This is a genomic window from Belliella alkalica, assembly GCF_022549785.1.
In the GTDB taxonomy this organism is placed as follows: Bacteria; Bacteroidota; Bacteroidia; order Cytophagales; family Cyclobacteriaceae; genus Belliella; species Belliella alkalica.
The window spans coordinates 1-611 of sequence record NZ_JAKZGO010000089.1 but is presented as its reverse complement, the minus strand read 5'-3'; the positions used below and the strand labels follow the sequence as shown (position 1 = coordinate 611).

Here is a 611-nt window from a genome sequence, read left to right as displayed (position 1 = left end):
GCCTGTCAATGGATCTTCTACCTCAATATTGGTCAGGGTAACATTACCATTGTTGCTCACTACTATCGTGTACGCTATCACATCGTCAACAGCACTGAACTGGGTCAGGGCAGCGTCGCCGTTGATTGAACTCAACGTCTTTTCTACCGATAGCGACGGGTTCAAGACAGGACCGTCTACTTCCTCTTCATCTGTCGCAGGATCTGTAGGCTCGCCGTCAGGATCTGTGCCCGTCGCGCTCGCTACATTCAATACGCTGCCCGCATCGATATCTGCCTGTGTTACTGTATAGGTCGTCGTAAAGGTCTCACTGTCACCAGGAGCCAATACTGCTATCGTCTCGCTCAGACCTGTCAATGGATCGTTAACCGCAACATTGGTCAGGGTAACATTRCCATCGTTGCCCACCTCTATACTGTAAGCAATCACATCGCCAACAGCACCGAAGCTTGTCGCCCCCGCATCGCCGTTAACCGACGTGGCAGTCTTAACTACCGATAGCGATGGGTTCAAGACAGGACCGTCTACTTCCTCTTCATCAGTCGCAGGATCCGTAGGATCGCCGTCAGGATCTGTGCCCGTCGCGCTCGCTACATTCTGCACGCTGCCGC

1 protein-coding gene is annotated in these 611 nt (G+C 53.1%); it reads right to left on the bottom strand.

From position 1 onward, the window contains the following. The coding region (locus MM213_RS20780) for a CLIPPER-2 domain-containing protein (RefSeq protein WP_439647579.1) at nucleotides 1-611 on the bottom strand (611 nt) is incomplete at both ends.